The sequence below is a fragment of the Noviherbaspirillum sp. ST9 genome (genome assembly GCF_048799745.1).
Lineage (GTDB): Bacteria > Pseudomonadota > Gammaproteobacteria > Burkholderiales > Burkholderiaceae_D > Noviherbaspirillum.
In genome coordinates, this window is record NZ_JBLWFR010000083.1 from 1 (window position 1) to 704 (window position 704).

The following is a 704-nucleotide window of genomic DNA, read 5'->3' on the forward strand; positions in this document are numbered from 1 at the left end:
GTCGAAAAAGCGATGTTCTTCGAAAGCCAGTTCAACAGCCCGTTCTCTTCTTATTGCCTGCCTTAACTTTTCCTGTGTATTAAACCGTGGATCTGTGTTAGTGATAGCAGGGAGACCTCCACGACTTCTTATCTCATTGATAGCAACATAACATGCAGGATTCATTGGAGAAACCTCGTTTAAAGCTTCAGCATAATTCAGGTAATATTCCGCGAGTCTGAAAACAATCCAGTTGACCTGCCCACCCCAATTCATCCTGGTTAAGAATTTTTTCATATACCCAATACCATTTACCGGCGCATAAGAAGTCCATGACCCATCACTTTTCTTATAAAAATTCAGAATGCCACGACTATCATTCCACTTAGACCCCGAATAAAACACAGATTGCTGAAACCGCGGTTCCATCTCCTGCATTTTACTTAGAAATTCAGCTCTGGTTCCCTGGTCTGGCCAAACCTGATCATTTCCATCCTTAGTGTAATATTTATTTGCCTGCTGCAACGTTACCCCGTGTCCATACCAGCCGTTATCAATACCACGCGGCATCATAAAGTTTGAAAACTCACCACTCACCCTTCCTGTAGATTGGTTGGCCAGAATGATTTCTGAATTATTTGGTTGTGCAACAGCAATTTCATAATTTTTACCAGGGTCAGAATCGGTTTTCACCAGGGTTACGCCGCCCGTAACAGCCCAGTCAA

At 43.0% G+C, this 704-nt stretch carries 1 protein-coding gene; it reads right to left on the reverse strand.

Going from position 1 to position 704, the window contains the following annotated elements; translation table 11 throughout:
* On the reverse strand, positions 1 to 704 hold a 704-nt coding region (locus ACNOHI_RS24870), incomplete at both ends, for a RagB/SusD family nutrient uptake outer membrane protein (protein WP_420477409.1).